This window comes from Methylobacter sp., from assembly GCF_023227905.1.
Lineage (GTDB): Bacteria > Pseudomonadota > Gammaproteobacteria > Methylococcales > Methylomonadaceae > Methylobacter_A.
This window is the reverse complement of record NZ_JALOCF010000020.1, coordinates 18,547-42,444: the sequence shown is the minus strand read 5'-3', so window position 1 is coordinate 42,444 and position 23,898 is coordinate 18,547. Positions and strand designations below refer to the sequence as shown.

Sequence of the window (23,898 nt, the reverse complement as noted above, 5' to 3'; positions counted from 1 at the left end):
GCAACTCCATCTCTTTTCGGCAGACATATTCATAACTGCCTTATCCAGGCTGGGTTGTCGGAAGGCCAAACATCATCGATAACAATGCTAAATCAGCCACAATCTTGCCATAGCAAAATAGATTAATGCTGATCAGGTTAATTATTTAATACCAACATAAATAACTAGCCAAATATTCTGCTGATTCATCTCTTAATTTCCTTTCCAATCAAGTTCACCTTTTTTCTGGCACTGTCCTCTTTTTTCTATCTGCAAAGCCAAATAACAGCGATGCCGGCTGCTTCAAACTATAAATACCATTTACAAATGTCTTGTGTACGTTAAACCACAGAAATTTTTTTCTATGGTAATAAAATAAAAAAATCGCTGATCAAAATTAATTTCAGAACGACCCTGACAATTTGATTAAAAGAAGGCTGCATCTATCTTTCATTCTGGGGAACGATAGAAGCTTCTGATGCTAGGACGACGTGATCGAAATGACCTCAACCGAAAAGAATGATGATCTATCTATTGTCTGCTTTGGAGCTTCAGCAGGTGGTTTAGAAACTTATCTGAGAATTCTTTCGCTGCTGCCACCGGAAACCGGCCTAGTCTTTGTCATTATTCATCATCAACCTTCCGATTGGAAATCGCTTCTGCCAGAAATTATTCCGCGCTATACCTCTATGCCGGTTATGCTCGTGGAAGATGGAGAGATTGCAAGAGCGGACCACGTCTATATAGGACCTCCAGGAATGCAGGTTTATATGGCTGGTGACAGTTTCAGGCTTGCTCCTCTTTGGAAACAGTCAGGGTGGCCGGAAAATATTTCTGTTTTTTTGCATTCCTTGGCAAGTAATCAATCCAAGCATGCTATCGCAGTGATTCTGTCGGGGCTGGATTCGGACGGAGCCGCTGCCCTCAAGCCTATTAAGGACGCTGGAGGAATAGTCATTGCCCAGGATTTTCACACCGCAAAACAACCGGCAATGCCGATAAGCGCCGTGAACACCGGCTGTGTTGATTTTTTGTTATCGCCAACTGAAATAGCCGAAAAATTGAAAACCATTGCTGAAGAACGTAATCGCGCAAAGAGCCCGGAAGGCAACCTTAATTGAAACTAAATGCGTAAGTTTAGGCCCCTACCGATCACAGTTACCCGTCTACAGACCCAGAGCCGACACGAGATTAGGCAATTTTTAATTATTTTTAGCAGTCTGCGAAAGACAGATAGTCACAGCCCAAGGCGCTCTCTGTTTAAAACTCCAAATTATCCAGATAGGTCAACTTACTTCGGCCCTGCCCTGCTTTATCAAAAGCTTCCCGAGACGGCTTCTTAGTTTGATGTGACCCCATTCTTTAAAAAAGGCATGTAACCTAACGTAGTGCAAGGCCTATTTTGCTGCTTTGATTCATCAATTTTTATCGGCTGAGCTTTTTTCCAGCAAAATTCGAGCGATTCATTGTAAAACTCTAGCGTTTAAAAACCGGCCATCTATTTTATTTAAGCTATTGTATAAAAATGCTATTTTGTTATAATATGAATATATTCATATTGAATGTGACTTTTGTTCTTCCGCTAGTTCAAGGTGAATAAATAAATGGCGGGGACAATTTTATCCGGTCAGTTGATTTGTAATGCAGGCAAGTTACAAGGCAAAAACCGGCTTAAAAATATGAATATATTCATATGCTGTGTTTAAGTCCCTTTGGAGGCTTTATGTTCGTTCATATCGTTGATAAACAACGTCACGCGGTCAATGTAGTGAAAACCGCTCTTTTATCGGCCGGTATTACCGGGCGCGCTGTCTGCGTGCAAGTTTACAACCGGCGCGATCAATACCGAGAAGGTGAAAACTACTCGGTTTTTGTATCCGCACCTACCGGGGCCAACATTGAACCCTTTTTTGTGACGGGGAAAACTCTCGTGGAAGCGGTTAAGAATACGATTTGTTCGGTCAAAGCCGGAAAAAACAACGCTACAACGGACGTGTCCGAAATAGCACCGTTCTAAAGCATTTTAGTGTGAACCGGGGCAAGCTGCCCTACTCACATTTCCCGGATTTGCACATCAGGAATATTCAACTTATGTCATCTCAACAAACGAATCAAGCTAAGCCCCTTTTCTTGCCAACCCCCCGGTGCTCCGGAGCATTTAACCCACTGTCGGGCTTGTAGCCGCTTGCCCTGCCTTTTATTTCATTTGTACATTAGGTATTTGTCATGTATTCGACAGAACAATTAGTTGGCCGGGAAACACCGGTTAAAGATCAAGACACACAACTGGCGGTTATTTCCGCCAATCCGCTGGATCTTCCGGCGACCACTTTTCAAGAAGGTTTAGATCGCCGCAAGCAAAATCGGGCTGCGTTAATGGCTTGGATTCGCGACGCATTGGTTGATGGTTCCGACTTTGGTAAAGTCCATACGGTCGGTCGCTCAAAATGCCAGGCCGGCAAGAATTGCCAAAACCCAAACCATTTCAGTAAAGCCAGTCTATTTAAACCGGGCGCTGAAAAAATATGCGGCATGTTAGGCGTTACCGTACGTTATCCGTCTCTGCCGGAATATGAAAAAGCCGCGCTTACCGGCACAAATCTAAATCAAATCATCATCCGCTGCGAAATCGTTGACGGCTCCGGCCGGGTAGTGGCCGACGGTGTTGGGGCTCGGATTGTTTCTCAAGACAATGGAGACATTAACAAAAGTCTGAAAATGGCGGAAAAATCCGCTCATATTGATGCAACGTTAAGAATGGCCGGTCTTTCTGAAGTATTTACCCAGGATATTGAGGATATGGTTCAACGCCGCGAAGCCGAAAGCATCCAGCGAGCCGAGTCCGAACTCAATACCGGCTTTGACGGTATTAGTAAGACTCAGCATCAGCAGCTTGAAACCAAAATTAAAGAGCTCGGACTTGATCGAGCCCGGGTTAAAGAGTGGATGGCTAAAGCGTCGCACAACCGCTTCACCAGCTTTTTAGAGCTCACTCAGGACTTTTATCAAATCCTTTACACCAAGCTTGACCAATTTGCGGAAAGTGACTCGATGAGCGTTAAAGAGGCCTTATCGGTTTTGGGTCTTACTGCCTTTGCAGACCAGGATGCAATCAAAACGGCGTACCGTAAAGCGTGCATGAGATACCGACCCAACAAGAATCCGGCGGGAACGGTAATGATGAAAGCTGTCAATGCGGCTCATCGCTTAGTGAAAGAAACCGCCTACAACGGTGCCGAGCATCCAATCCAGGAAGCGGTCAGCAGCGATTTTGGCGATATGCTAAACAGCGCAATAAACGCAGTTATTAGCCTGGACGGCGTCAATATCAGGATTTACGGTGCTTTAGCTTGGCTGTCCGGCAACACCAAGCAGCATAAAGAAGCGATAAAAGCCGCAGGTTATCGGTGGGACAACAAGAAAGCCGCCTGGTGTTTTCGCCTAAGCGACCATGAAAACCCAAGTAAAGGTGATTGGGATATCGAGAAAGCGGGAGATGCCTACGACGGCATAACTGCAAACAGAGAGCCACGCTATAAAGCTGCTGTGGAACTCTAAGTCCACATCAAGAGCGGCGGTTCCAATCGCCGCTCGACCCAATTGAGAAAATCATCATGAATAGATTATCCCTATACGAGTTGAGCACAAACTACCTGCAAGCATTGGACTTTCTGACCGACCCGGAAATGGATTTACCGATTGAAGCGGTTAATGACACCTTGGAAGCTTTAGGCGGGGAACTGGAAGACAAAGCAATCAACGTTGCCAAATTTTTCCGCAATATGGAAGCCACCGCCGCTGCAATCAAGAGTGCCGAAGCAGACATGGCTAAACGCCGGAAAGCTCTGGAAAACCGGGTACAATGGCTGAAAAACTACATAAAAGAAAATATGGAGTTCTGCGGCATCAGCGACATTGAATGTCCTCATTTTAAGCTTTCAGTCCAAAAAAACCCGGCCGTTGTTAACATCCTGGATGAAAACGCAATCCCGGCACAATTCAAGAAAGAAGTCATCAGCTGGAAAATTGATAAAAATGCGATCAAGGATGCTATCAAAGCCGGTAATATCGTGCCCGGCACGGAAATGGTCAGCGGCACACGCCTAGCCGTAAAATAAGATATTGAGCAAAAAAAGAGCCGCTGCAGCGGCTCTTTTTTTGCTCAAATTATAAATTCATTCATATAATAGCCGCTAAATTTCACTCATGAACGAGTACCTAATGCAAATAGGCGACATTGTAAAATGTAGACGGCTTGATCTTAGCTTGATTCAAAAAGAGCTTGAATCCCGGTCTGGCGTGACCCAATCGATGATTAGCAAAATCGAAAACGGCAGCGCCGAAAATGTTTCCATTGACGTACTCAGGAAATTGGCTAGAGCTTTAAACTGCTCGCTAGTTGATTTACTGCCGGAGGCAGACAAAAATATCAGCAATACAGGCTCTTTTAACGCTAAAGAGTAATAAGCCCGGACAGATAGCTAATAAAGTGGAAAAACTGGACTTTTTTTACCCGATTGGCTACACAGGCAACGGTTGTTACAACCCTAAATCCGCTAGAAATTTGAGGTAACGGGAAATTCGTCCGGCTTTTGATTTATGCAACAAAACCATAGTGACTTGACTAACAGTCATTCAAGATCACCATCTTTTCTAGCTCTTGCGCGAACTTAAACGCGTCCTCAGAAAATTTTTGTTGCGCTAACCATGTACCGAATATTGGCGGAATCCAATATTTTGGTGTTAGATCGAGATCGAATAACAACCGAGTACCACCATTTACTGAAAACAGGCGCCAGCGGCCATTTCCCTGCCGGAAATCACCCTGGTTCGGTATTATGGTTATAGAAATTTCGCCGTCGGGTAGAAACTGGACATCCTGGATCCAGTCGAAGTCCTGGCAGATGGCCAGAACGCAAAATTCCGATCTGACTCCCATTCTAACCCCATCACCAATGTGTCCCACGAACTCAACCTGTTTGAAAATCGAGTTGAAGCGAGTAAAGTTTTTATAATTCATGAGAAGAGAGTGGACTTTCGCAACGGGAGCTTGAACAATGGTTTCCATGTGCATCATGTATCGCCCGTCCTGCCTTGTCACCGAACTGTTTAGCACATTAGCACTTTGAGCTGTCAATGGGAGAAACAAAAGTCCAACAATTGATATACATACCATGATCATTTTTCGTGTGATATACATAATCATACTCCTTAAAAACGTAGTTCTTCATGTATCCAGCCCCCGCCTTGCGGCAGACGGCGGACATGGATGTGAAGATGATCATCTTCATGCTGCACGCTGGCGGGCGAATAACGGATATTGCCCCCTATTTCAAAAATGAAGAATTAACGTCCCAGCACGTCGTTGCGTGTACTTTCGGCGATGGCGGCAACCTGATTGATCAGTTCTTCTTTTACACCCAATTCGCGGAGAGTCGCCGCAAGGTGTTCAATTACCGCATCGACATGCGTATCGTTCAAGCCTCGCTCGACCAAATGGGCATGCCCCGTGCGCATATCGAGACCGCTGTAATTATGCGGCCCGCCGAAAGCCATGGTCAGGAATGATTTTTGTTTTGCTGCCTGTTTCTCCATGTCCACATCTTCAAAAAAAGAACTGATGCGGCTATCGCTCAACACCTTACGGTAAAAGACATCAACAGAGGCGTTAACAGCAGCTTCTCCGCCCAATTTCTCATACAAGGATTTTTGTTGTGACATATTTTTCTCCAGCTAATTAAAAAGGCGTTTAAAATACATCTTAAAGGCGCCTCTTTCCTGAGGGGGAACGGTGAAGCGCGACAATAAGATGTATTTGATATGCATCTTATTGTCCGATTATAAAATAGTCAAGCCTTATCTCTTAGTTCTTTAATGTCTAGCTTAAAGACGGGTTAATCTTAAGGAGTATTTAACATGCAGCTTACACAATTCACTGATTATTCACTGCGCGTGCTGATTTATCTTGCCCGATTACCGGAACCCGGTCTGGCGACAATTTCAGAGATTGCCGAGTATCATCAAATTTCCCGCAACCATCTGGTTAAGGTGGCAAATAGTCTGGCCAATCAAGGCTTCATCATAACGACCCGTGGCAAGGGTGGCGGTATTCAGCTGGGCAGACCCGCCTATACCATAGGCGTCGGGGAAGTGATACGACAGACTGAAGTCAACATGGATCTGGTAGAGTGCTTTAACGTGCCATCCAATCAGTGCCGACTCATCCGCGACTGTTTCCTGAAGGCCATGTTTTATGAGGCTCAGCGCGCATTCCTGGCGGTGATGGATAAATACTCGCTGGCCGATGCAGCCCGCTTCGGCGTCAAGATCGACTTGCCAACGCAATCCGGCGTTAAAGCGTCGTCGCTTGCCCATGACGAGTCAGATAACCATTAAACAGTTTTCAGTTCATTCAAAGACCCGTGCTTTTTCCACATTTTCCCGCAGAAAAAGGCCCCTGCTATTTTAGGATCGACCGTTGTAGTCAGATTGCCTTTTCCACTCCCTCATTGATGAAACTAAAACACTGGCTATCCGGTCGGTCGTCCAATTGCCCGTGAAACAAACCAAGCTTCGAAGGCGGGTGTTGACACTGATAAACTGGCTCATCAGCTATTTTTAGTTGCTTGCGGATAGTGTGCTGGAATAACTTAAATTCTATCATCAAGTGAATGCCAGACTGAGCAACGATGAAAAAACGCATCGGAACGCTGTTTATTGCTGAATAGGAAAGAGCCAAAAGACGCTCAAAGGCGGCTTCGGCGAGTTGCCGATCAAGATTCCTCGCGATCGCCACGGCAGTTTTGAACCGCAAACCATTGCCAAATACCCTTCAGTCGTTATAAAAGTTCTTGTGGCTTTACCGTAAGTCACTGAAGTAATACTAATATGAAATATGCGCTTGCTTTATCTCACTAATACCATGTATAAATAATATCGATTCAATACTTCTTTTTGATGGAGAATAATCATGAAATCTATTAGTAAAACATCATTGCTTGCATCAGCCATTGGCCTAACCTTAGCCGGTGGCGTGGCACTCGCTGAAACCGGCGGGTATTTGTCGCTTAAAGAGGTTGAAGTGGAATGGGAAGCCAAAGCCGACAAAAAATTACTGGAAGTGGAAATCAAAACCGACAAGGATATTCCAATGGACGGGAAATCCGGTGCCTTCGGTTATGCGGTATTAACGGACGGCGGCAACAACGTACTGGTCTTGACCACTCACCTGCCTATCGACGACAGCTCCCATGAAGCAACTCCTTCCGGGTTTCATACCCATGTCCTGGACTTGAAAAATCCGACCGAAGCCTGTCCGGGCGCCAATTTTGAAGTAGACCTGGAAAATTCCGGCAAGAACACCGCTTTTGACGCCGACTACAAATGGAAAATCGACAATAATAAAGCGTCCATTGAAAAAGTCCCCGTCTCCGACTTAGGCGATGCGGGTGTAGAATCGGTTGTATCATTCACGCTGAAACCCATACTGGATGCAAACAAGAAAGCAACCAATCTTTGTGTGTCAGTCTTAGACAAGATTTAAAGCATCTGTGCGGCACAGCACTGACAAAGTATTGTGCCGCACAGATAATGCCTTGGTTCCATCACATGCGCGATAATAAACATTAAAAAATCTAAAGCTCTTTCGAAACTTGCTTCCGATCCCTGACAACAGAAAAACTGCCCCAAAACCCCAACCAACTTAACAGAACTGAGAGACTACTATGAACAAAAAAATCATAATGATCGCAATGGCCTTGGCTCTTCCTTTAACAGTGGCGGCCATGCCCGGCACCGATAAAGAGAATGATGAAGGGTCTCACTATGGCAATAGAATGGAGCGTATGACCAAGGAACTGAATTTAAATGAAGAGCAAAAAACTAAAATGAACGCGTTATTCAAGGAACAGCACGAGAAATACAAAACTATTCATGAAGAAACCCGTGCACGTCTGAAGGAAATCCTGACGCCTGAGCAAATGACAAAAATGGATGACATGAAAAAACGTCATCATGAACAACGGCAACACAAAAAGAGTATCGAAAAACAGAATTAATGTTGCACTAACGGCGACGCTCGTCCTGGTCCATGGAAGGATCATTTATAAGACAGGCCTCGTCTTATCCGTATTAGTTTGGACTTAATCTGATGTTGCTCTTGTATTAAGAACGCTACTGGTGAGATAGAAGCAACCAATAGAGTCAATCCCTAAGGTTATAACCATCAGATTCATAGACGGCCTGAGTGGTGGCTGGCCGACACTGAGCCCTTGGTTTCTAACTATGAGATCCGTTTGCCGATTGTGGCTTGAACCATCCCTAGAATACCTACGGTTTTTGGCCCATCGTCTTTTCCTCATGCGTCCATTTTTATCGGGCCATTACAGTTGTTGCATTGGCCAGATCAAAATCGTTCCAAACTCCGTTGCCAAAATACCCATGCACTCCTTGACAGAAGCAATGCAGTCCATAACAACATACAAGAGACTATGCGAGCGTTCGCAGCAGGCCACTTCCAGAAGACCGGGTTATTCATAAAATTGCCGCCGCATGTAAGCCAACGCTGAATTTTTTGTAAGCCTCATAACTCGGATACGCTTTTATCCGTTGAATTCTATGCTGGGGTAAAAGCGGCCCATTCCTTAACCATACATACTTTCTGAAGACTCAGCCGCCTCCATCACGTTTTTTATTGAAAAACCCCGCCTAATCTCCTATGCTCCCTGCTGAGGTTATGGCTGAGGTTAAAGCCTTTGTCCACTATGCTTTAAACTACTCGCATTGGAGACTGTATGAAGATTGGTATACCGAAAGAGATCCACCCAGGTGAAAAACGCGTGGCTACTACGCCCGAGGCCGCTGAACAAATTATAAAACTGGGTTTTTCCATCCTGGTCGAAAGCGGCGCGGGGCTTAACGCAAATATTTCCGATGAGGCCTATAAAGAAGTGGGCGTCGAAATTATTGATAATGCCAAGACATTGTGGGACAAGGCAGACATTGTCATGAAAGTTCGCGCCCCCGAGCAGCATCCTGAACTGGCGCTGGACGAGATCGACCTGTTGCCCGAAGGCGGTCGTTTAATCAGTTTTATCTGGCCTGCGCAAAATGAACAATTAATGCAGAAACTAGCGGCCAAAAACGCGACGGTATTGGCGATGGACAGCGTACCGCGTATGTCCAGGGCGCAAAAACTGGACGCGCTCAGTTCCATGGCCAATATTGCCGGTTATCGGGCCGTTATTGAAGCGGCGCAGCATTTCGGCCGTTTTTTTACCGGGCAGATTACTGCCGCCGGAAAAATCCCTCCCGCTAAAGTGCTGGTCATCGGCGCCGGTGTTGCAGGTCTTGCTGCCATCGGTACGGCTAAGGGCATGGGCGCTATCGTCAGGGCTTTCGATACCCGGCCTGAGGTTAAAGAACAAATCGAGAGCATGGATGCCGAGTTTTTGATGCTGGATTTTGAAGAAGAAGGTTCCGGTACCGGCGGTTATGCCAAAACCATGTCCAAAGAATTTATTGAAGCGGAAATGGCCTTGTTTGCCAGGCAAGCGATGGAAGTGGACATCATTATCACCACTGCGCTGATTCCCGGCAAACCGGCGCCCAAGCTGATCACTGAAGGCATGGTCAAATCCATGAAACCGGGCAGCATTATTGTCGATCTGGCAGCCGAACAAGGCGGCAACTGCGCGTTGACCGAGAAAGATAGGGTTGTCGTCAAACACGACGTGACGATTATCGGTTACAGCAATTTACCCAGCCGTCTGGCTAACCAATCGAGCCAGCTTTATGCGACCAACCTCCGGCATTTGTTAACGGAACTTTGCCCAGAAAAAAACGGCACGATTAACGTCAATATGGACGACGAGGTAATACGCGGCACTACGGTTATCAGGGAGGGCAAAATCACCTGGCCGCCGCCACCGCCCAAACTTTCCGCCGCCCCCGCCCCGCAAACCGAGGCACCGGCTTATGCATCGGTACAAGAACAACAAAAAAAATCAGTTATTCCGGATTCGGTTAAGCAATTTATACCGTTAGTTCTCGGCGGGTTGGCGCTGTTCGGCATCGGCTCGGTCGCTCCTGAGTCGTTCATGACGCACTTTACTGTGTTTGTTTTGGCATGTTTCATCGGTTATCAAGTGATCTGGAATGTCACCGCGTCGCTGCACACCCCGCTTATGAGTGTAACAAACGCTATCAGCGGCATTATTATAATCGGCGCTTTGGTGCAGGTTTCGACTCCGGATTCTGTCATCAGTATCCTTGCGGGATTAGCGATACTCATTGCATCTATCAATATTGCCGGTGGCTTTTTAGTCACTCGCCGTATGTTAGAAATGTTCAGAAAATAACAGGAGAATATGATGTCCCATAGTTTAGTCACGATGTCTTACATCGTCGCCACCATTCTGTTCATTTTTAGCCTGAGCGGCTTAAGCAATCAAGAGACAGCACGACGTGGCAATTATTACGGCATGTTGGGCATGGCGATTGCGATTATCGCTACCGCCTTAAGCGCCTCGGTTACTTCCTACTCCATTTTGATCGTTGCCTTGCTAATCGGCGGCGCTATCGGCGCAAGAGCCGCATTAAAAGTTGAAATGACGCAGATGCCGGAGCTGGTCGCCATCATGCACAGCCTGGTAGGTATGGCTGCGGTGCTGGTTGGATACGCCAACTTCATGGATACGTCTTCAACACTGACCGGCGTTGAAAAAACCATCCATGAAGTTGAAATTTATGTCGGCATTCTTATCGGGGCGGTTACCTTCTCTGGGTCGGTGATTGCTTTTTGTAAGCTCAGCGAACGCATCAGCGGCAAGCCGATGTTATTGCCTGGCCGTCACTGGTTAAATTTAGGTCTGCTGATTGCAGCCGTCACTCTGGGTTATGTATTTTTACAACAAACCGAAACCGGCGGCGGCTTATTGCCTCTCTGGATTATGACTGCGATTGCTCTGCTGTTCGGCATACACATGGTTATGGCAATCGGCGGCGCTGATATGCCGGTGGTGGTATCCATGCTCAACAGCTATTCAGGATGGGCGGCTGCGGCAACCGGTTTTATGTTGAGCAACGATTTGTTGATTGTGACCGGCGCATTGGTCGGCAGCAGTGGCGCGATCCTGAGTTACATCATGTGCCGTGCGATGAACCGCAATTTTATCAGCGTAATTGCCGGCGGCTTTGGTACCTCAGGCGGCGAAGCCGCCGTGGTTGAAGGCGAAGTAACGCCGATCAATGCTGAAGAGACCGCGCAATTATTACTGGACGCAAAAAGCATTATGATCATTCCGGGTTACGGCATGGCGGTTGCGCAGGCTCAGCATACCGTTAATGAAATCACCAAGCTGTTGCGAGATAAAGGCAAGAAAGTAGGTTTCGGCATCCATCCGGTTGCAGGAAGAATGCCCGGTCACATGAACGTGCTGCTGGCCGAAGCCAAAGTGCCTTACGATATCGTTTATGAAATGGACGAAATCAATGAAGATTGGGATCATGTTGACGTGTCCATCGTGATTGGCGCTAACGACATTGTCAATCCGTCAGCGCTGGATGACCCGAACAGCCCAATTGCCGGTATGCCGGTACTGGAATGCTGGAAAGGAGAATCCACTGTCGTACTTAAGCGCAGCATGGCGTCAGGCTATGCCGGTGTGGGTAATCCATTGTTCGTGCTGGAAAACACCCGTATGTTGTTCGGCGACGCCAATGCGACCATGCAGGCGGTATTGAAAGCGTTGAAGGGGTAAACAACCGCGAGTTGGAGAAGCTTGTGCTTCTCCAACATTTCATCCTTTAGTTAGACTTTTAAAACTTGTTTATCTGACACAATCCCGCCATTTTCGACGCGATTACGGCCATTATGCTTGGCTTTGTATAAGGCGGAATCCGCTGATTTAATAAGTCTTGCAACAATCCCGTCATCCATTGAAATGGATTTACCATCCGGCACAAAAGTTGACACGCCTATAGAAACAGTGACCGAGATGGAAATGTCATTAACTGCGATAACCAGCATCTGTATGGCTTTGCGTACTCGTTCCGCTGTTTCCAGAGCCCTGATTTCGTCGGTATTGGACAATAAAGCGACAAACTCTTCCCCGCCGTAACGGACAAATACGTCATGGTCTCTGAGCTGATGTCTCACGGTAGCAGCTACTAAAGACAGCACCAGGTCGCCGCCCTGATGCCCATGCTGGTCATTAACCGACTTAAAAAAATCTATATCAAAGAACTGGCAGGATAACGGCTCGGCATTGCGTTGACTGCGTTTTAATTCTTCACCGATGCGCTGTTCAAAAAAGCGCCTGTTATTGACTCCTGTTAAGACGTCAAGATAACTAACCCGTTTTATTTCTTCGACATGAAGATTGTTTTCCAGACAAACACTGACTACAGAACTGAGATGCTCAATGAAATCCGTACCCATATTATCGGCAAATCTATCAGTCTGATAACTGCCCAAATTTAACGTTCCCAGATATTTGTCCCGTCGAGTTAAGGGGATAATAGCAATGCTGGCTGGCTGTTTTTCAATATGCGCGAAAAAATCGGCACAGTGAGGGGGTTCAAGAGCGCCAATATAGGGCTGAGCGGCCGTTGATTTTAAAGATTCTTTACTGTCTAACAGCATTAAACCTTTTTTTGAGAGGTATGGGTAACCGTTATCCTTAAGAGTTCTTGCGATTTCACCGGTTTCGTCGATCAAGCATAAGGTGATCACGTCAAGATCAAAATAATTTTTAGCCTCTTCAAGCAGATGATCAATGATGTCCGATAAGGCGTTGAGCTTTAGCAACCTTATTTCAAACGCCTGGAACTTACGCAAAGTAGCGCTGTTCTGCTGAACGCGCTCAAGCATGGCTTCCAAATGGCTTTGCAGCACGACTAAATCGGTGGTTAGATCTTTTTCCAAGTGATTCTCTAAATAAATTAAAGCGGCCTTATAAGCCTAGCAGTTGGAAAAAAAGCCAATGTGTCCTACTGCACAGTTCTTTGAGAGCTTACCCGTTTATATCGTTGTCCGGATTCTATCCATTTTTTCTTGCCGCGAGTAGTCAAGCAAACTTTCGTTGACCGGTACGAGCAATTGTTTATCGTGTTATACAAGCTCAACAAACAGTATGCTCCTGACATATTTTCTCACTATCGGATTGGCTAAGCTGTTCTTTAGTTAAGTCGCAAAAAAAACCATCCGAAGTTCTGGTGAAATATTTACAGGTTTTACAAAGCCCAAAAGATTGCGATTTATTGGCTTTTTGCAGGGCAGTCAAGGCATTAACAAAAACATTTTCCTGGCTGTCATCTTTATTGAATATTGCCGATGCCTGGCTGTACAAATCAGTCGGGCGGGCTTTGTTCAAGATGACGTCGCCTTCTGCCAGAAGACTAAGATGTACCATGCGACGGTCATTTACATCGGCGGTTTTCTTTATATAGCCTTTTTTCTCCAGCAACTGTAAAGTTTGGGAGACGGTACCGCGGGTCATGCCCAGGTAATTAGTCAGCGCAGCCGGAGTGTCGCTATAGCGGTTGCAGCGAGACAAATAATCCATTACCTGCAAATGAACCGGTTGCAAGCCTAATTCTGTACACTTTTTACGTTCTTCAGACCGGATCAGCGCAGACATCCGCTCGATCAGATCAAATACATCAATTTTTTCCATAGAGCCTGTAAACATTTATTAATGTTGACAAAAAGAATAGTTTATCACAATTGCTTTAGATATCGAATCGATATTATTGTGCAGATATTTGTTCACTTACTTGCTCCGCATCTGGACTCATTCGTTGCCGCTAAATAGGCTATAGCGGCGGCAGGAGCGCAGTCCGCGGCAGTCATTTCCGATTGAAAAACAGTTGCAGGAAATAAATCGGAAAAATCCAGGTAGGGACGACCCAAATTCAAGGCAATCTGTTTAACCAGAAACCGCCCCACCCCGGCACCGATTAATGGACTGTCTTGCGCAAGCTCATGTTGGGATAACCGGATTTCGCAGCCGTACTGTATTTGCTGCATTTGCCGGTCTCTGATGTTTTCGGCAAATAGTTGCCAACGAGGCAATTCATCAGCATAAAAATCACACCCTATCATCCGGGATAACCGTCTGGCACTGGCTAAAACGGTTTTTTCCGCGCCATCCGCTGTGTCGGTTTGATCATGCATGTCATTGAGTTCGCCGGTAATCCGATACACATCGGCCATAGTGGCAAAATACTCGGCCATCAGGCCGATTTGTTGGCCTTGATCCAGCGCTGTTTGCGTAACAGCCATTACAGCGGTTCTGACGATACCGGTATAAATCAATTCTTGAGATATTAAACGCTGGTAGTCGGTATAACCGTCCGCCAGTACGTGCCCGTCATTGAGCAGGAGTATATCCGTGGTTGTGCTACCGCAATCGACAAAAAGCCCGTTGCCGACTTTTTGCGCGGCAAATGAGGCACTCGCCAACCAATTGGCCGAGGCGATGGATGGGTAATATTTAGCGTCAATCGCCGAGTGTTTCAGAAAACCTTCATCACCGGCAAAAACCAGCATTTCAGTACCAGGCAGTAGCTCGGTCATGGCCTGGATGATTTGCTTAACGCCATGATCACGGTTTTCAAACAAATCGACCAGTTCGCCGGTCATGGTCATGGCATGCAGCCCATTTGAACCTGACACTTCCAGCATAATGGCGTTCACGGCATTTTGCAGTTGATCCAGCCCTTTCCATAACGGACACGGTTGCTGATAAACGGCAATAATCTCACCGGCGCTGATGACCGCCGCTTTGACGTGAGCGCCGCCTATGTCCCAGCCTATAATATTAGCTTGCATGAGTTGCCTGTTTTGCTTGAACGGTAATGGGCCTACTGTAAGCCGGATTGATCATTGGTTCGCCATGCAGCAACTGCAAAACAGCCTCGGCAATATTAATGCCTAAGGCATCGTGTATACCCACAAATGAAGTGGTCAGGCGAGGATTTATTTCAAGCACCCATATCTCGGCAACTGCTCCCTGCACTGCTCTACCTCCTGCATCTATGCAGTCGTTATCGTTCTCTATTAAGTCTATGCCGACATAACCCCATAGCTCAGGCAGGGCTTGGGCTATCTTATCAATCAATGGCTGATACAGGCCAAGGTCTGGATGATGATTCACCACGATGTCTGTTAAATGATATTGCTGATTAATGAACTCAAATCGCTGTAAATTGGCACACATTAACCAACCGCTGCCTTGCTTGAACAAGCACGATAAACTGGTTTTCGCGCCTTGAAGATGCGGCTGAATGATGTATTGACCTTTTCGCATAGCCATCCGCTCAAAATCCAATGGGCTTGCGAGAACATAACTGTTCTCGCAGCCCACGCCATCAACCGGCTTAACCATCCATTCGCCAGGTGCATAGGTGCTTTGAAACGTGCAGGTAGGAACGGTGGCTATATGATTCCGGTTGAGCAATTCATAAGTCTTGAGTTTATTGCCGGCAATTGCCACGGCTGTTGCCGGCGATGTCAGCAATATCTTGCCTAATGATTCGACCGCTTGACACAGGGCTTGTAGAATACCGTCAAACTCCGGCGCAATCGGCCATACCAAATCGCATTGCTTAACTAGGCGCGCAAATTCTTCTGTAATATCGTGTTCCGGCCCGATAGTGACAACATGTATGCCGGTTATGCCGGCTAAGTTGTTAAGTCGCCAGTCCAACGTAACCATAACTTCGAAACGGTTTAACCGGGTTTGGTTTAATCTGTCCAGATTATCGAGCAAGGCATTACGCATCAAACTCCCTTCCTTTACCAGGGAATCCGGCAACTCCTGCTTATTCAAGCCGCCGCCAGTGATATACTCGAACACCAGAATTTTCACAATACTCAAAGAACAGCTATAAAATAGAACGTTACATTATATCACCAGCACATCCTGCTTCATGAAAATAATCCCGGTAATAGACTTAAAAAACGGCGTTGTCGTTCACGCCCGGCAAGGCAATCGCGAGCGCTACGAACCCATTAATACCGACTTGTGCAAGTCGTCTGATATTTTTCAGGTTATTGAGGCGTTTCTGGATGTTTATGCATTTGATACTTTTTATATTGCGGACCTGGATGCCATTACTCATCAAGGCAGTCATGACCTGTTAATAGCTGACGTGCTGAGTCATTATCCGCAAATAACGTTCTGGATAGACAAGGGGTATCAAAAATATGACGAGAATGCACAGTCTGCCAGCAACACTCTGCCTGTCTTGGGAAGTGAGTCTTATCGAAATGATACTATTGCAGAAATTAAAGCCTATAAGAAAAACTTTATTCTGTCGCTGGATTATTCAAAGGCTAATGCTTTGGGTGCGGACCATCTTTTTTCCGATCCCAGTTTCTGGCCGGGAAACATTATCATCATGACATTGGATCGTGTAGGCAGTAACCATGGCCCTGACCTGAACAAACTGACTAAGTTTTGCAGGCAATATCCGGACAAAAAATTTATCGCTGCGGGCGGCATAAGAAATAAGCGGGATTGCGTGCTTTTAAGCAAGGCCGGAATTCATCAAGCGCTTGTCGCCAGCGCATTGCACTCACGAGCCATTAAACCGGAAGATATTACTGGGTTTTAGGCAAAGCTTGCACTCCTGTTTATCCTTTGCCTATAAATTCTAGGCAAAAAAATACCCCATCAAATGGGGTATTTTTATCATTCTTGGTAACTAAATAAAACTTAGTTAGCAGCGAATGGATGTACAGCAGTACCTTTAGCAGCAACAACTTCAGAAGCAGTAGGAGTACCTGCAACAGCGCGTTTCAGAGCTTCTTTAGTAGCTTCGTAGTTGTATTGTTGGATTTTAGCATCGTCTTCTGCAGCCCAGTGAATGAATACACCGACTGATACGAATAAATCATCAGCTTCAGCAGCAGGGATTGTGCCGTCTTCTACACAATCAGCAACAGCCATAGCAACACCGCGTTGTGCTGGGCCAAACATTTGAACAGCTTGTTTTGCGCCTTTGATTGTTACTTTGTTGAACATAACAGTTGAAGGTTTTACCATCAAGTTAGGAGCAACAACAGCCAACAAGCTAGAAAAGCCGTCTTTGTTGTTTGTCAAACAGTTTGCGAATGCAGTTTCAGCAGCTGAACCACGTGGTCCAACCATCAAATCGATGTGAGCAACTTCGTTGCCTTCACCAACTAAAGATTCGCCAACGCATAATTTATTAATTTTAGCCATGCTTATTATCCCCTGTGAAGAAAAAAATGAAAAAATTGAATCTACTATCGACATTATTAATGTCCCCTTATTTGTTTTTAACAAATTCCATTTGAAGCCCTATTAGTAACACTCTTGTTACTGATTAAGATCCTCTAAAAATGCCGTTAATACTGTGGCCACAATCATATCAGCTGTAGTACCCGGATTTATACCATAAAGCTTAAGCTCCTGATCCAGGCAAAAAAGCAACGGCTTTATTTGCTCAGGATTATCAGTTTTGGACATCTCCTCACTGAGCCGAGCCATTCTGCTAGCTACCATCTCAGAATACTGATTTCCGTACTTCCTTTCGATATGGCTATCGGGAAATTGACTCAGCATGTCAGCATACACCGCCACTGCAGCCCAATTCCGGTCACTCCATCGATTAAGTCCGGTATTATACCTTAAAAGTAGGAAATTAAAAATTTCCTGATAATCAGTTACGTATTGGAGCGCAATGCGGTCTTTCGCGCTGGCTATTTTCATCGCCTCAAGCAATGTAACCGACGCTTTTTCATGGACATCCTGTTCATCAGAACTACCCAGTCCACCTGGGGACGCTAAGGTAATGGCCTTGAAAACCCAATCGGCGTCTTCTAGCGTTGTTTCTCTAAGAACCTTGCTTACCGCCTGTCTTAACGTTAATCCTTGATTTTTATGGCTGATTGCCTGAATCAATGGCGCACAAAGCAAAATAATGCCTAAATTGGTATTGCAACCTACCGCCTCGCGCGTTGCCTTGACGGCATAGTAAATTTTTTCGCCCAAGGAATACTCAGGATTACAAAGGGGTTCCGCGCTGACTTTGGCACTGGTTCTGAAGTCGGCCACCGTCATTTCATGTCCATCCGCATAAACACTGACATTACCGGGTTTGAATGCCTGCACGTCAACCTCGCAGGCTTGCCGGTAAAGCTCGCCAAGGTGCTCTGGCGAAATCGTCATGCTGCGACAGTTTTTTTGTTCATCTTGCGGGCGATTAAATCGTCCACCATCAGCCCGGCAATATTAACGTCACAAACGCTTTCCAGCCCTTTCCAGGCCGGGATGCTGTTAACTTCAATGATCGTGCAGCGCCCGTCCCGGTCCCGGATAATATCGACTCCGGCATAGTCCATTGCCAATGCGGCCGTCGCTTTAACGGCCATATCGACCATTTCAGGTTCTAAACCAATCAGCTCGCAAGAGGCGCCACGAGCAACATTATTCAGCCAGAATGTTCCGCGTCTTCGCATTGCCGCAACCGCCCGGCCGTTAATCACAAAAACGCGGTGATCGGAAAAACCTTCGCCATGGCAATGAACAAAACGTTGCAAGTAATAAACGCCGTGACTGCTGGTCAGCCAGAATAAATCAGTCGATTTTTCTATCCGACGTATGCCTTCGCCTTGCGAGCCGAACAACGGCTTGCTAATCAGTAAATTACCCTGTTTTAGTTCAGTTTCGGCAATCCTTAACGCTTCTTTATGATCACGCAGCACCCATGTCATCGGCGTCGGCAGCCCCGCATTGTGCAGTAAAAAACTGGTCATGGCCTTATCGACGCTGCGTTCTACCGCGTGCCCGTCATTGTAAACAGGAATTCCCATCGCCTTTAATGCGTGCAAAAAATCCAGATACAACACGACTTCCTCAAGCGAACCGCCGGGCACGCCGCGTACAAAAGCCGCGTCCGGAAGTTCATATTCGAAACCAGGAATAAAGATCGGTTGTTGGCCGGCTTCGATTGCAAACCGGCATTCCGTCAACGAAACATAGTCACAACTGTAGCCGCGACTGGCAAAGGCCAAGCTTAATTGCTTGCCATGCCAGCCGGGATCATCGGTAAAAATTGCTATACGACCCACGCCTACGCTCTCGGCAACTGCTCCTGAGTTGCTCTATCTCCTGCATCCTTGCAGTCGTACGCTCCAAACGATTGATCCAGCAAGGCATTATCCAGCTTGCCCGCACGGAAACTTTTACCGGACTCAACCGCAGTCACAATAACGCTGGCTGGACTGAACAGCATCGCATCGATCTTAAAGAAATCGTATTCATACTGTTTGAAGATATCCGCAAAAGGCTTGCCGTAATCCTTAGATGTTGAGCTGGGCAGTTCCTTAGCCAGTTTTTCAGCTTCTTCATCGCTGCCTTTCACGAAAATATGCACTTGGCCTGCGAACAGGATGGCGTCATTGGTGCGACCCATGGCTTTGACAAAATTCGGGTGCGGAGGGCAGATCGGTGCGCTGCCACTGCCGTCGATGATGTTCTCTAGTGGGAAATGCAAGGCATGAGCCTTGTGCATGGCCACCTCAAGCACGCGCGCAACCACTTGCACGCCACCGGCCAGACTGCTGGTCGGGGTAACGATAATGGTCAGTTTTGAAGGATCAATCTTACAGGCTGCGGCGACTTTTTCGACGATTTCAACTGGCGGCACTGCATCGTTTTCAATGACTAAGACAGTGGAATCATTACTGTCCTGATAGTCTAATTCCTTGTACAACTCTTCAACAGGCTCCTGCTTGCCGTCCTTTGTCTTGGTTGCCATAGCGCGAGCGGGGCCTGAACCAAGTGCATAATATTTCTCATGAGACAAACTCCAGCCCGCATATTGACTGCCCAAACAACCCAGAACCGGATTGCCGGTATGCACAGTCACAGACAGCGGCCAGTTGGTTGTATAAGGACTGTGGCTGATGGTTACAGTACCCATGCCGCCAAGACAAATTTCAGCAATAATACGACCCGCCTCGATGCCGCCGGGCACTTTAATGCCCGCATCAATGATGGTGCAGCCATTGGCTAACTTTTCCACACCTAAACGTAATTTATCCGCATTATCGAGTAAATGCTGAACCAAGGGCTGGGTCAATTTGTTAACGCTGGCTGTATATTCCATGACGGTCAAAACCTTTTAGTTTACTAATGATAAGTTGTTGTTTAGCCCGCAGCTGTTCCGCTACCGACTGTGAGTTTTTTTGGTGCGCAATAATACTGCAAATCGGCTGTCCTGCGCGACACATATCGCCGGGTTTAGGCAAATCCATGCACCAAGGCGGCCATTCGAATGGGCTTGGAATGATTAAATCCTGCTCGGCATAAACGACTTGATAGCCGATCTGTGGGGGCGACTTCAGCCGCCTTAAAGCCAGAGATTGGGCGGCTGAAGTCGCCCCCACAGTCCCCTCACAGGCTTGAATATGCCGTACCAGCAAATCTTCATCATATAACTGCATACTGGCAGAAGGCCGAGGATTGATTTCCAGAACATAACTACATCCATCCGCATGAATAAAATCCAGCGAATTTAAGCCTCTTAGTCCAAATGCCGGAACCGTCTGCTTTAGCCAGTCCGCTACCTGCGCTTTGTGTTCCTCCGGCAGATCAGTGCAATTGACCACGCCTGAAAAAACAAATTCCTGAGTCTCGCTTAAACGAATCGGCCACTGGCTATTAAAACCGACGACTTGCGCCTGCTGCCCGTCAGCCAGAAACAGCACTGAATGTGGCACTCCGGCTTGAAACCTTTGCCAGTAAACCGGCACCTTTGCCTTATCATTGGCATGGTAATGTTTTATTCCGATACCGCCCTGCCCCTGCATAGGCTTAATCAGCCAATCATCTGTACAAGCTGGCGCGCTAAAAGCAGCTTCCGGATACGGAATACTTAAATCATCCAGTGTTGAAAAAAACGCCGGTTTATCCAGCTGTCTTGCAAAGACCTCAGGATGGTTTCCCAACACAATCAATCGACTATATAGATAACGCAGACTTTCCGGAAAACATTCAAAACCACTGCCGTAAATGACATGCTTTACCACATAACTTTGAATAAAATAATCTACAGCAGGTGCCAAGTCTTGTTCTGCTAACGATGCGATCTGCTGGAAATCTTCCGCATAACATTGGGTGTCCAGATCAGCAAACAGATCAATGACCAAGAGCTTTAAACCTGTGCTTTTCGCAGCCTGCGCCAGCATGCGCGCTGAACCTGCGACTATCAGTAGCGTTTCCACGTTACATCACATTAACCGACAAAAACTTCCCCGCCGCTGTTTCGCGCACTGGCGACAACAAAACTTAACTTATCGAAATGTGCAAACTCTTGCCTTGCCTGATCGGCGATTGTTTCAGCCAATTGAACCCCATCAATGGCGCAAAACCCGGTCGGCCCCCATGAAGTCTGGCCGATACCTACAGCGCCTTGCCGTTCCAGCCATTGCATGGCCGCCGCCACTTCGGGACTGGTAAAAACGCCGCCTTGGGCCGAAGAGAAATGTTCTCCAACCGAGCGTTGCAACTGAGTAATCACATCACCGAAGCTAACGATATCGTTTTCAGCCACTGCAGGCAGTCCCTGCATCAACAATAAATAGCATAGCCGCGCAGCTTCCTGCCGGGGAAAAGGCGGCAGCTCTTCAAAAGCCTGTATTTCCTGCTGACCGTGCAAGCCTTGGCCTCGTTCATCGAACACCAGAATAAACCGCCACTCGTCCGGCACATCCATATGAGCCAAGACCGGCGGGGTAATGGTTTTTTCGCCACGGCCGCCATCGACAACCAGGCCACCCTGCTCGAAAACACCGATACCGATGCCGGAACGCAAGCCCCGGTCAGCCACGGCGGCGATTTCCCGCACGCTAAGCCCCAACCCGTAAAATTCATTAAGCGCCGCACCGATCGCCAGCGACATTTGCGTGCCGGAACCCAAGCCTACATGTTCCGGAATTGCGGTTTCAATGGTGATGCTGAGCTTGTCGGGTACATGCAGCGCTTCGCACAACTTGGACATGCATTTCTCGGCCCGTTGTGCGGCTGGGCCGGTAATGGCGAACTGCTCCGCACGGGTGACTGACAGACGAGTGCTGATTTCATTAAGCGCAACGCCGATACTGCCGAAATGTCGGCCTAATGATCCGCTTAAATCAATAAACCCCATGTGCAGTCTGGCGGGAGCAATGACTGAGACTTTAGAATGTTGAACTATCAAGGATTATGGCTATGTTTGTGCTGCAAAAAATATTGGAAGTATACATGATCGGCCTATTGGCTGCGAACTAAGCGTGGATCATGCTTGTCAATTGCTCCAGATCGCTGACCATCAAATCGCACAGTTCAATTGCCAGCGGATCGATTTGCGCTGTCGACGGCACCAGCACCGTAACAGCCCCCGCTCGGGACGCCGCCACGATACCGGCAAGCGAATCTTCAATCACCAAGCACCGACTGATGTCTGATTGCATCAACTCGGCAGCCTTTAAAAAAATATCCGGTTCCGGCTTGCCGTTCCGAACCTGCTCACGGGTGACGACAATTGAAAAAAGCTCTTCGATTCCGGCCAGCTGAAGACATTCCAGCGCATTTTCCGCCGGGCTGTTGGTCGCCATGCAATAGGGTATTTTTTGCCGGATCAGCAGCTCCAGCAACCCAAAAAAACCGTGCTTGATTTTTATGCCGTGAACATCGACATATTCACGCCAAAAATCGCTACTTAGGCGGTTAAAGGTTTGCAGATTAAATTCGGCCCCGCAATGTTCAGCCAGTTTCAGTTCCACATCCTTGTAATGACACCCTGACAGCGACAGACAAAAATCATCTGAAAACTCATAGCCCATCGCATCTGCGGCCTGCTGCCAAGCGACAATATAGGTGCTCTCGGTATCCAGGACCAAGCCGTCCATATCGAAGATAACCGCATCAAAATCAGCTAACTTAAGCAATGAACAACCTTAATATATTCCCCATGCGCTTCACGGCTGGAACCAACCACGATGCGTTTAACACCTTGCTCCGATTGCTCCAGCACGCCTGATACCTCGATCATTTCCCCGGTAACAGCCTGCCCGGTATAAGTCGCCGTAAAGCAGACAATAGAGCTGATCCGGTGATGGTCTATTTTAAATTCAGCGGGATAATCGAACGCATGAGCATCGTCAATTACCTTGCAGCGCAAAGTAATTGCCTCGCATTTTTGGTACACAACGGACTCAGGACTTGCGCCATGATCGATAAAACTCAAATCAAATTTCCGCCCGTTAATCACGGCCTTGTTGCATTTACGCTGCTCATGCCAGACATAATCATCAAAGCTTAAATCGCATGACCGGCGCTGGTAAGACTGCTGCCAATCATGATCATTCAGGGCTTGCAAATCGCCCAGTTTGATAAGCTTGCGGGCAATTGCCCTGCATTGGTGAAAAACATCCCGGCCATAACAAACCAGATCGATATCCGAACCTGAATTTTGCACGCCGATCAGCAAAGAACCGGTAATGCCGATCTGCGCCAAATCCAGGCCGTGTTGTTCAAGCAATTGACACAACCGGAACAAATCCTGCTCGACAATATCATGTTGCGCCGCTTGCATAAGCTGCTGCAACCTGTGTTTGGGCTGATGATGCTTGACGATCCGGCCTGTCGCGACCGCATGCAAATGCGCATCTAGAACCGGAGAATAATGCAGATACTCTGCATACCGTTGTTGCAGCAGATGATTGGCCTGTTCAGTGCCAACCTTTTTCCATCCGGAAGAGTCACGCACGTAGCGCAAAAAGCACAGTACCTTGCCATCTTCCAGCCCCTGCTCAACCACAGCAAAAATAAGCCCTTCCGCAGTTTCAATAAAATCTTTGGCAAAAAACATAATTAGGAAACGAGTCGGGCTATTTTTGTAAAA

Annotated in this window: 25 protein-coding genes and 1 pseudogene; 12 read left to right on the top strand and 14 right to left on the bottom strand. The window is 47.0% G+C overall.

Features of this window, described 5'->3' with window-relative positions:
* The first annotated feature begins 479 nt into the window (after positions 1-479).
* The 5 genes from M0R47_RS10075 to M0R47_RS10055 all read left to right on the top strand — a co-directional run bounded on the left by M0R47_RS10075 (position 480) and on the right by M0R47_RS10055 (position 4,443).
* A complete protein-coding gene (locus M0R47_RS10075) occupies positions 480-1,100 on the top strand; it encodes a chemotaxis protein CheB (protein ID WP_292553935.1) in 621 nt (206 codons plus the stop codon).
* 602 nt (positions 1,101-1,702) lie between these two features.
* Positions 1,703-1,996, top strand: a complete 294-nt coding sequence (locus tag M0R47_RS10070) for a hypothetical protein (RefSeq protein WP_292553932.1) — start codon at positions 1,703-1,705, stop codon at positions 1,994-1,996.
* Between the two features lie 209 nt (positions 1,997-2,205).
* Entirely contained in the window at positions 2,206-3,537 is a 1,332-nt protein-coding gene (locus M0R47_RS10065; RefSeq protein WP_292553929.1) for a J domain-containing protein, read from the top strand.
* Positions 3,538-3,593: 56 nt separating this feature from the next.
* Entirely contained in the window at positions 3,594-4,097 is a 504-nt protein-coding gene (locus tag M0R47_RS10060; protein WP_292553926.1) for a siphovirus Gp157 family protein, read from the top strand.
* 103 nt (positions 4,098-4,200) lie between these two features.
* On the top strand, positions 4,201-4,443 hold the full coding sequence (locus M0R47_RS10055) for a helix-turn-helix transcriptional regulator (RefSeq protein WP_292553923.1): 243 nt from the start codon (positions 4,201-4,203) through the stop codon (positions 4,441-4,443).
* Between the two features lie 160 nt (positions 4,444-4,603).
* Here the strand turns inward: M0R47_RS10055 and M0R47_RS10050 are convergent, their stop codons facing one another.
* Together M0R47_RS10050 and M0R47_RS10045 are read right to left on the bottom strand one after the other, a co-directional pair.
* Complete coding sequence (locus M0R47_RS10050; protein ID WP_292553920.1) at positions 4,604-5,179, bottom strand: SRPBCC family protein; 576 nt, start codon at positions 5,177-5,179, stop codon at positions 4,604-4,606.
* A gap of 146 nt (positions 5,180-5,325) precedes the next feature.
* A complete protein-coding gene (locus M0R47_RS10045; RefSeq protein ID WP_292553918.1) occupies positions 5,326-5,700 on the bottom strand; it encodes a group 1 truncated hemoglobin in 375 nt (124 codons plus the stop codon).
* Between the two features lie 195 nt (positions 5,701-5,895).
* Here M0R47_RS10045 and M0R47_RS10040 point away from each other — a divergent pair, with 195 nt between their 5' ends.
* The 6 genes and pseudogenes from M0R47_RS10040 (at position 5,896) to pntB (ending at position 11,738) form a co-directional block, all read left to right on the top strand.
* Positions 5,896-6,375, top strand: coding sequence for an Rrf2 family transcriptional regulator (locus tag M0R47_RS10040; protein ID WP_292553915.1), 480 nt, complete (start codon positions 5,896-5,898; stop codon positions 6,373-6,375).
* 331 nt (positions 6,376-6,706) lie between these two features.
* A pseudogene (locus M0R47_RS10035) lies at positions 6,707-6,805 on the top strand (transposase); the annotation flags it as partial.
* Between the two features lie 144 nt (positions 6,806-6,949).
* Positions 6,950-7,522 carry a hypothetical protein gene (locus tag M0R47_RS10030; RefSeq protein ID WP_292553913.1) on the top strand — a complete coding sequence of 191 codons (573 nt, stop codon included), beginning with the start codon at positions 6,950-6,952 and terminating at the stop codon, positions 7,520-7,522.
* Positions 7,523-7,703: 181 nt separating this feature from the next.
* Complete coding sequence (locus tag M0R47_RS10025; protein WP_292553911.1) at positions 7,704-8,036, top strand: hypothetical protein; 333 nt, start codon at positions 7,704-7,706, stop codon at positions 8,034-8,036.
* 735 nt (positions 8,037-8,771) lie between these two features.
* Positions 8,772-10,337, top strand: coding sequence for a Re/Si-specific NAD(P)(+) transhydrogenase subunit alpha (locus M0R47_RS10020; RefSeq protein ID WP_292553909.1), 1,566 nt, complete (start codon positions 8,772-8,774; stop codon positions 10,335-10,337).
* Positions 10,338-10,349: 12 nt separating this feature from the next.
* Positions 10,350-11,738: a Re/Si-specific NAD(P)(+) transhydrogenase subunit beta gene (gene pntB, locus M0R47_RS10015; RefSeq protein ID WP_292553906.1), complete on the top strand. Its 1,389-nt coding sequence runs from the start codon at positions 10,350-10,352 to the stop codon at positions 11,736-11,738.
* A 50-nt stretch (positions 11,739-11,788) separates the two neighbouring features.
* Here the strand turns inward: pntB and M0R47_RS10010 are convergent, their stop codons facing one another.
* The 4 genes from M0R47_RS10010 to M0R47_RS09995 form a co-directional block, all read right to left on the bottom strand.
* A complete protein-coding gene (locus M0R47_RS10010; RefSeq protein WP_292553904.1) occupies positions 11,789-12,904 on the bottom strand; it encodes a sensor domain-containing diguanylate cyclase in 1,116 nt (371 codons plus the stop codon).
* Positions 12,905-13,100: 196 nt separating this feature from the next.
* Complete coding sequence (locus M0R47_RS10005) at positions 13,101-13,655, bottom strand: MarR family winged helix-turn-helix transcriptional regulator (RefSeq protein ID WP_292553901.1); 555 nt, start codon at positions 13,653-13,655, stop codon at positions 13,101-13,103.
* A gap of 92 nt (positions 13,656-13,747) precedes the next feature.
* On the bottom strand, positions 13,748-14,812 hold the full coding sequence (locus M0R47_RS10000) for a hydantoinase/oxoprolinase family protein (RefSeq protein ID WP_292553898.1): 1,065 nt from the start codon (positions 14,810-14,812) through the stop codon (positions 13,748-13,750).
* Positions 14,802-15,851 (bottom strand): ATP-grasp domain-containing protein, encoded by a 1,050-nt coding sequence (locus tag M0R47_RS09995; RefSeq protein ID WP_292553988.1) that lies wholly within the window; start codon positions 15,849-15,851, stop codon positions 14,802-14,804. The genes M0R47_RS10000 and M0R47_RS09995 overlap by 11 nt, the downstream gene beginning before the upstream one ends.
* Positions 15,852-15,912: 61 nt before the next feature.
* On the opposite strand from M0R47_RS09995, the gene M0R47_RS09990 reads away from it, so the two are divergent.
* Positions 15,913-16,599 (top strand): HisA/HisF-related TIM barrel protein, encoded by a 687-nt coding sequence (locus M0R47_RS09990; protein ID WP_292553895.1) that lies wholly within the window; start codon positions 15,913-15,915, stop codon positions 16,597-16,599.
* Positions 16,600-16,700: 101 nt separating this feature from the next.
* Here the strand turns inward: M0R47_RS09990 and fae are convergent, their stop codons facing one another.
* From fae to M0R47_RS09950, 8 genes are all read right to left on the bottom strand, one after another.
* The gene (gene fae / locus M0R47_RS09985; RefSeq protein WP_292553893.1) at positions 16,701-17,210 is read right to left on the bottom strand and encodes a formaldehyde-activating enzyme; all 510 of its coding nucleotides are present in this window, start codon (positions 17,208-17,210) and stop codon (positions 16,701-16,703) included.
* Between the two features lie 117 nt (positions 17,211-17,327).
* On the bottom strand, positions 17,328-18,179 hold the full coding sequence (locus tag M0R47_RS09980) for a triphosphoribosyl-dephospho-CoA synthase (protein ID WP_292553891.1): 852 nt from the start codon (positions 18,177-18,179) through the stop codon (positions 17,328-17,330).
* Positions 18,176-19,081 carry a RimK family alpha-L-glutamate ligase gene (locus M0R47_RS09975; RefSeq protein ID WP_292553888.1) on the bottom strand — a complete coding sequence of 302 codons (906 nt, stop codon included), beginning with the start codon at positions 19,079-19,081 and terminating at the stop codon, positions 18,176-18,178. The genes M0R47_RS09980 and M0R47_RS09975 overlap by 4 nt, the downstream gene beginning before the upstream one ends.
* Positions 19,082-19,083: 2 nt before the next feature.
* The gene (mch, locus tag M0R47_RS09970; protein ID WP_292553885.1) at positions 19,084-20,121 is read right to left on the bottom strand and encodes a methenyltetrahydromethanopterin cyclohydrolase; all 1,038 of its coding nucleotides are present in this window, start codon (positions 20,119-20,121) and stop codon (positions 19,084-19,086) included.
* Complete coding sequence (locus M0R47_RS09965; RefSeq protein ID WP_292553883.1) at positions 20,099-21,238, bottom strand: ATP-grasp domain-containing protein; 1,140 nt, start codon at positions 21,236-21,238, stop codon at positions 20,099-20,101. The genes mch and M0R47_RS09965 overlap by 23 nt, the downstream gene beginning before the upstream one ends.
* An 11-nt stretch (positions 21,239-21,249) precedes the next feature.
* Positions 21,250-22,212 carry a beta-ribofuranosylaminobenzene 5'-phosphate synthase family protein gene (locus tag M0R47_RS09960; RefSeq protein ID WP_366513190.1) on the bottom strand — a complete coding sequence of 321 codons (963 nt, stop codon included), beginning with the start codon at positions 22,210-22,212 and terminating at the stop codon, positions 21,250-21,252.
* Positions 22,213-22,279: 67 nt separating this feature from the next.
* Complete coding sequence (locus M0R47_RS09955) at positions 22,280-22,942, bottom strand: HAD family phosphatase (protein ID WP_292553880.1); 663 nt, start codon at positions 22,940-22,942, stop codon at positions 22,280-22,282.
* Positions 22,930-23,865 (bottom strand): nucleotidyltransferase domain-containing protein, encoded by a 936-nt coding sequence (locus M0R47_RS09950; RefSeq protein ID WP_292553878.1) that lies wholly within the window; start codon positions 23,863-23,865, stop codon positions 22,930-22,932. Before M0R47_RS09950 ends, M0R47_RS09955 begins: the two co-directional genes overlap by 13 nt.
* Positions 23,866-23,898: the final 33 nt, after the last annotated feature.

Coding starts and splice junctions, on each gene's coding strand:
- M0R47_RS10075 (WP_292553935.1), top strand. CDS start 480: ATGACCTCAACCGAAAAGAATGATGATCTATCTATTGTCTGCTTTGGA.
- M0R47_RS10070 (WP_292553932.1), top strand. CDS start 1,703: ATGTTCGTTCATATCGTTGATAAACAACGTCACGCGGTCAATGTAGTG.
- M0R47_RS10065 (WP_292553929.1), top strand. CDS start 2,206: ATGTATTCGACAGAACAATTAGTTGGCCGGGAAACACCGGTTAAAGAT.
- M0R47_RS10060 (WP_292553926.1), top strand. CDS start 3,594: ATGAATAGATTATCCCTATACGAGTTGAGCACAAACTACCTGCAAGCA.
- M0R47_RS10055 (WP_292553923.1), top strand. CDS start 4,201: ATGCAAATAGGCGACATTGTAAAATGTAGACGGCTTGATCTTAGCTTG.
- M0R47_RS10050 (WP_292553920.1), bottom strand. CDS start 5,179: ATGTATATCACACGAAAAATGATCATGGTATGTATATCAATTGTTGGA.
- M0R47_RS10045 (WP_292553918.1), bottom strand. CDS start 5,700: ATGTCACAACAAAAATCCTTGTATGAGAAATTGGGCGGAGAAGCTGCT.
- M0R47_RS10040 (WP_292553915.1), top strand. CDS start 5,896: ATGCAGCTTACACAATTCACTGATTATTCACTGCGCGTGCTGATTTAT.
- M0R47_RS10030 (WP_292553913.1), top strand. CDS start 6,950: ATGAAATCTATTAGTAAAACATCATTGCTTGCATCAGCCATTGGCCTA.
- M0R47_RS10025 (WP_292553911.1), top strand. CDS start 7,704: ATGAACAAAAAAATCATAATGATCGCAATGGCCTTGGCTCTTCCTTTA.
- M0R47_RS10020 (WP_292553909.1), top strand. CDS start 8,772: ATGAAGATTGGTATACCGAAAGAGATCCACCCAGGTGAAAAACGCGTG.
- pntB (WP_292553906.1), top strand. CDS start 10,350: ATGTCCCATAGTTTAGTCACGATGTCTTACATCGTCGCCACCATTCTG.
- M0R47_RS10005 (WP_292553901.1), bottom strand. CDS start 13,655: ATGGAAAAAATTGATGTATTTGATCTGATCGAGCGGATGTCTGCGCTG.
- M0R47_RS10000 (WP_292553898.1), bottom strand. CDS start 14,812: ATGCAAGCTAATATTATAGGCTGGGACATAGGCGGCGCTCACGTCAAA.
- M0R47_RS09990 (WP_292553895.1), top strand. CDS start 15,913: ATGAAAATAATCCCGGTAATAGACTTAAAAAACGGCGTTGTCGTTCAC.
- fae (WP_292553893.1), bottom strand. CDS start 17,210: ATGGCTAAAATTAATAAATTATGCGTTGGCGAATCTTTAGTTGGTGAA.
- M0R47_RS09980 (WP_292553891.1), bottom strand. CDS start 18,179: ATGACGATTTCGCCAGAGCACCTTGGCGAGCTTTACCGGCAAGCCTGC.
- mch (WP_292553885.1), bottom strand. CDS start 20,121: ATGGAATATACAGCCAGCGTTAACAAATTGACCCAGCCCTTGGTTCAG.
- M0R47_RS09950 (WP_292553878.1), bottom strand. CDS start 23,865: ATGTTTTTTGCCAAAGATTTTATTGAAACTGCGGAAGGGCTTATTTTT.